Below are 4,838 nucleotides of genomic sequence, written 5' to 3'. Positions count from 1 at the left end.
TCGTCGGCAGCGTCAGATGTGTATAAGAGACAGGCACTGGAACGCCGGGCAGGTGTGCTGTGGGTCAAAGCGGCTGATAATTGTGGATGCAGTATACGACGAGTTCATGGACAAGTACCGTTCTTCAGTGGCGGCACTGCGCGCTGGTGATCCGCATGATCCAGTCACGCAACTTGCTCCGCTGAGCACGCAAAGTGCAGTCGATATGCTCGCCGAGCAGGTGAAGACGGCTATCGACAGTGGTGCGACCGCAGAGAGGCTAGGCGAAGCAGTCCCTAAGCAGGGAGCGTTCTTCCAACCGACCATCCTCACCGATGTGAAGCCGGATAACCCGGCGTATCAGACCGAGTTCTTTGGTCCGGTGAGCTTGGTCTTCCGTGTCGCCGACGAAGACGAAGCGATCTCCGTTGCGAATGCCTCCATCTATGGATTGGGCGGGTCGGTGTTCACTCGTGACGTGGTCCGTGGAGAGCGTGTCGCCCGGCGAATAGAGACAGGCATGGTCTTTGTTAATCACCCAACTGTAGTTAGAGCCGACATCCCATTTGGAGGTGTGAAGAACTCTGGCTTCGGAACCGAACTCACCGAATTCGGCATCCGCGAATTCGTCACTAATAAGGTGGTCGGCGTCGTTGATATCGACGCACCCTTCTAGGTGATATAGGAGCTGGTCTCGGTATTTTATTGCAGTTGCGTCGATGGAGTTACGCCGTTTTTTCTTTACGTCGCTGTAGTGAGATAGCCGAGACTGGCAGTTGTTGGCCTGTCATCATGCGTGCGTGGTTGACGATATCGAGATGATTCTGTTACCCGTCTTCGATCTCGGAAGCTAAATGTTATTCGTGATCTCAATTAGTTTTCTAAATTGGAAGTCCAAAGTGTGGTCATCTGATTTAGTTGCCGCCTGACCGTCGGCAACTAAATCAGAACTCGTCGACTGAAAAGGCGATCTACGAGAAATCGAAATTTCAAACTTTTTGCGGCTCCAATATGCCAGAAAAAAATTCCTCTGAAACTGAGCAAATGTGCCAACTATCCTGACACCTAGGGCGATTGTTTATCGAAAGACGATCACCTCGAAGCCCCGCTTGAACACCGAGATCTAGATTCGACCAGAGATGCGAAAGGTAGTCAAGCTGTTGCTGGCAACACAAGCCAACCAAATGTTGTGCCTAAATATCACGTTCATTGGAATTGAATCTCGAAAGTGTAAGTAAGTTATCAAAAACCCAGTTCCCGCTTGACCTCATCCCAGGGCCTCGCTGTTGTTCGACCCGCCTTAAGATCGGCCAAACGCTCCATAGCGATCCGGCCTCTTCCTGGTCCCAGAGAGCCTCGTATTGCTCTACTAGATCAGCCGGAGCAATAGCTGCCACCGGCTCATGATTTCTACCGCGGTGAACAAACGTTACTTCTCCAGCAAAGGCAGTACGATTCACTAACTGAGAGAAGTTGTTTCGAGCCTCAGTGACTGAAAGGTTCTTGTTGTCTGTTGTATCCGTTGCCATGTCTTCAGAAGTAGGACAAGTACGACATGTATAGCTTCACAAGTTTTTCAAGTCGCCTTGCCGTGGGCAAAGGCCCATATTAAACCCAAATGATAGATGTGAATTAGGTGGACTCAGGTGTCGCAAATGTCGGTAATCGGTTTTGCTGCTACGAACTGGCCATGACGAAAACATTGCCGTAGTTGATCTCTTGACTCTATGTCCGCTTCCTAAACCGAGAACGAGGCAAGATCGTAATTGAGGCGCAAAGATGAGACCAGACATGGACTTACATCTCTATCCAATTTGAAAAATAATATGACTGGCGGATAGCAGGGCCAGCAAAGTTATTTCCTTTACTGGGAAATTTGATCGAATCTCTGCAACAACTCCCTATATATCGAGAACTAGACGCAGCGCCGCTTCTATCTGTTTCATCTCGTCAAAAGTTAGACGACCTGCAGGCTCTCCCAGCCGCTGTGGGTCCACTGCAGCTGTCTGCTCAACTAAGACATGCGTCTTCTGCCCCAGAATATTTACCTCAGGGCGAAAAGTTGCCGCTCGTGCCGAGGTCGATGTGGGTGCTACTAAACAGGTTGATAAGGGAAGTAAATCAGACTGTAGTACTACCGCAAAGCGTTGTCCAGATTGTTCATGTCCGCTGCTACCTCGAGGGGACCGCAAAGAAAAGACCTCACCACGCACGCAGTGTCTCCATGTCTTTTAGGACCTGAGCCGCTTCAGCGAGGTCTTCGTCATCTGCTGCTAATCGAGTGGCTTCCTCTAGAAGATCTTGCCTCACTCGATTGCGCGCTGCTTCGATAAGTGCATTTCGAACTACGGTCGATACGGGAGCACCGTCGTGGGTCAAAACCGAAAGAGCCCGCATGGCCTCTTCGTCTGGGCGAAAAGTGATTGTCTTTGTCATAAGTATCATTGTAGCACATGGTGTAAGACGCTTGATGGTGGAAGGCTATTGCGGTTTATTTTTCTCAAGTGGCTTATCGGCAGCGACTCGCTTTTATAATTCAAGCAGTTGCAGAGTTCGCCATTCCGCCTCCGTTATTTAGCCAATAACAACTGGATGGGAGAGGGAATAGAGGTTGCCCACAAATAATGGGCATTTCTTGTCCGGCATGGGCAATTCCTGCGCCGATTGTGGCACTCTTGCTTGAATGATTTGGGCTTTGAACTCTCGGCAAGCAGTTTTAGCGTAAATAAACCAATAAGTTCGATATTGTTGCCAACGCCTTGAATCCGATGCGCTTTTGATTTTGCAGTTCGCCGCTTTATCCTCCCATCTTGACACCTAACGGTTCCCACGTATTCCTTGAACGATAAATGAAGCCCGTGAGATAGGTACTTTGGGTCTCGTTATTCGTAACCTCTCCGATTCGAGGAGTTGTATGGTGAAATACTCCCCGCCCTTACGGACGGGACTTTCCAGCGCAATTTCATGCATTATTCCCAGTAAAGACCATAACGGTTGGGTTTAGTAGGTTCTTTAGGTTTACCATGTATTATACTTTAGTATAACTAATTTGAAAAAGGAGCGTAGTGTATACAACGAATCTTCGTAAGGTCGGAGGGTCAGTCATGCTTGCCGTTCCCCCTGCTCTCCTCGATCTATTACAACTACAAGCAGGTGAGACTGTCGGAATTGAAATAGATAACGATCGGCTAGTAATTACAAAAGCTCCGCGAGCACGATACACCTTGGAAGAATTGCTAGCTCAATGTGATGGATCAGTGGAACTATCTCAAGAAGACCGGGTTTGGCTTGATTCAGAGCCCGTAGGGAACGAGCTACTTTAGTGGAACGTGGCGATATCTACCTTGTGTCGCTTGACCCAACTTTGGAACATGAACAAAGAGGCACACGTCCCGTATTGGTGGTATCAGCTACTGCATTTAATCGAGTCGTTAGGGTCCCTATAGTCTTGCCCATTACAACAGGAGGTAACTTCTCCAGGACGGCGGGTTTTGCTGTGTCACTCCAGGATGCAGGAACGAGTACCAACGGAATAGTCAGGTGTGATCAGCCGTGTGCTATTGATTTAGGAGCCCGTAATGCCCGTTGGTTGGAAAAGGTTCCAGGATCAGTTCTCGACGAAGTGCTGGCGAAGCTTGCTCCGATATTTGAATGAGAGAAATAGCACACCTTCTAAGTTTGCCATTGAAAAAGTGGCTTGCTGAAAATGTTTAGGATTGCGGCGTCGTAAGGATGTCCCTAAGCAGGATGATCCTATGTCATCAATCTCGTCTATAAAACGAGTGAGGCAGCTTGTTCCTTGAGGGTAGTAGCGGTTGGCGAGCGACCAACCCGTAAAGGTGCATCCGTTGAGAGTTACGGACGGTTGTTCGATGCGTGGATAAGACTTGCAACTATTCGAGTAAAACATTAGGTAGCCGACACGGAGCGAATTTGAAATTTAGAATCTTCTTTTTTGCAACCATGTTTGATCGAGCCTAAAATTTCGGTTCATCTCACTTTGTTATGAATCTCTCTCACGTCCAAAAAATCCGTATCCTGAAGTAGGATTTTATAGGAAAGGGTAGACCAATAAGCACTATTGGTCACTCAACTTTTTGACGAATTTTTAATTCCTTGGTGAAACCGAACGATCACATAAAGCTTAAGATACCGATCGGTTGCATGCTATACTTGAAACTGATCGGTGTCAAAAGGAATATTTATGCGAGTTCGATCTATCCGCGACGTTGCAGCGGCAGTGCGTGGTCGTCGAAAAGATCTTGGTCTTAGTCAGGCTGAACTTGCCGAGATGGTCGGTGTTTCCCGTAAGTGGATCTACGAGTTCGAGGGAGGCAAACCAAGAGCAGAGTTTGCACTCGTCTTAGGAGTCTTGGAATACCTCGGCTTGACAATAATGATAAGTCAGGACATTGAAGAGACGTTCACACCAACTGTTAGTCTTGACTCACTTCTCGAAGAGCATCGCTACCATGAGTGATGCTCTCTGCGTAGTTTACGACAATGAAGTCGCTGGTCTAGTCACTCGTCTGAATAACGGGCGACTCCGCTTTGACTACGATGATGAATACCGCCGAAAGAAAAATTCTACTCCTTTGTCGGCATCTATGCCCTTACAAGTACAGTCGCATCCTGATAGCGTGATATCTCCTTGGTTAAGTGGACTTCTACCCGATAATGAAGCTGTTATTGCACGATGGGCTCGATACTATCAAGTAGGTGCCTCGTCGGCCTTTTTCGCTGCTCTCAACGCCAATCGGCCATGACGTGGCTGGAGCATTTCGCTTCGCTACTCCCGAGGCTCTTGATGAAGTTCGAGAACGTAACGGACACGTGACCTGGTTGAATGAGGACGAATT

The 4,838-nt window shown here is 48.2% G+C and carries 8 protein-coding genes; 5 read left to right on the top strand and 3 right to left on the bottom strand.

Annotation, left to right across the window (positions count from 1 at the left end; all coding sequences use genetic code 11):
• On the top strand, positions 1 to 655 hold a 655-nt coding region (locus tag AXFE_RS17440; RefSeq protein WP_152626209.1), incomplete at its 5' end, for an aldehyde dehydrogenase family protein.
• A 517-nt stretch (positions 656 to 1,172) separates the two neighbouring features.
• Here AXFE_RS17440 and AXFE_RS17435 read toward each other — a convergent pair.
• The 3 genes from AXFE_RS17435 to AXFE_RS17425 form a co-directional block, all read right to left on the bottom strand.
• Positions 1,173 to 1,508 (bottom strand): hypothetical protein, encoded by a 336-nt coding sequence (locus AXFE_RS17435; RefSeq protein WP_200891360.1) that lies wholly within the window; start codon positions 1,506 to 1,508, stop codon positions 1,173 to 1,175.
• 372 nt (positions 1,509 to 1,880) lie between these two features.
• Positions 1,881 to 2,192, bottom strand: a complete 312-nt coding sequence (locus AXFE_RS17430; RefSeq protein ID WP_052607174.1) for a type II toxin-antitoxin system PemK/MazF family toxin — start codon at positions 2,190 to 2,192, stop codon at positions 1,881 to 1,883.
• Positions 2,182 to 2,415: a hypothetical protein gene (locus AXFE_RS17425; RefSeq protein WP_052607176.1), complete on the bottom strand. Its 234-nt coding sequence runs from the start codon at positions 2,413 to 2,415 to the stop codon at positions 2,182 to 2,184. The genes AXFE_RS17430 and AXFE_RS17425 overlap by 11 nt, the downstream gene beginning before the upstream one ends.
• 629 nt (positions 2,416 to 3,044) lie before the next feature.
• Here AXFE_RS17425 and AXFE_RS17420 point away from each other — a divergent pair.
• The 4 genes from AXFE_RS17420 to AXFE_RS17405 all read left to right on the top strand — a co-directional run bounded on the left by AXFE_RS17420 (position 3,045) and on the right by AXFE_RS17405 (position 4,745).
• Entirely contained in the window at positions 3,045 to 3,302 is a 258-nt protein-coding gene (locus tag AXFE_RS17420) for an AbrB/MazE/SpoVT family DNA-binding domain-containing protein (RefSeq protein ID WP_052607173.1), read from the top strand.
• Complete coding sequence (locus tag AXFE_RS17415) at positions 3,302 to 3,634, top strand: type II toxin-antitoxin system PemK/MazF family toxin (protein WP_052607172.1); 333 nt, start codon at positions 3,302 to 3,304, stop codon at positions 3,632 to 3,634. The genes AXFE_RS17420 and AXFE_RS17415 overlap by 1 nt, the downstream gene beginning before the upstream one ends.
• Before the next feature lie 549 nt (positions 3,635 to 4,183).
• Positions 4,184 to 4,459, top strand: a complete 276-nt coding sequence (locus AXFE_RS17410) for a helix-turn-helix domain-containing protein (protein WP_082058881.1) — start codon at positions 4,184 to 4,186, stop codon at positions 4,457 to 4,459.
• Positions 4,452 to 4,745 carry a HipA N-terminal domain-containing protein gene (locus tag AXFE_RS17405; RefSeq protein ID WP_052607171.1) on the top strand — a complete coding sequence of 98 codons (294 nt, stop codon included), beginning with the start codon at positions 4,452 to 4,454 and terminating at the stop codon, positions 4,743 to 4,745. Before AXFE_RS17410 ends, AXFE_RS17405 begins: the two co-directional genes overlap by 8 nt.
• Positions 4,746 to 4,838 lie beyond the last annotated feature (93 nt).

It is taken from the genome of Acidithrix ferrooxidans, assembly GCF_000949295.1.
Taxonomy (GTDB): Bacteria; Actinomycetota; Acidimicrobiia; order Acidimicrobiales; family Acidimicrobiaceae; genus Acidithrix; species Acidithrix ferrooxidans.
Note: the sequence above shows the minus strand (reverse complement) of the source record. Positions and strands in the feature narration are given on the sequence as shown.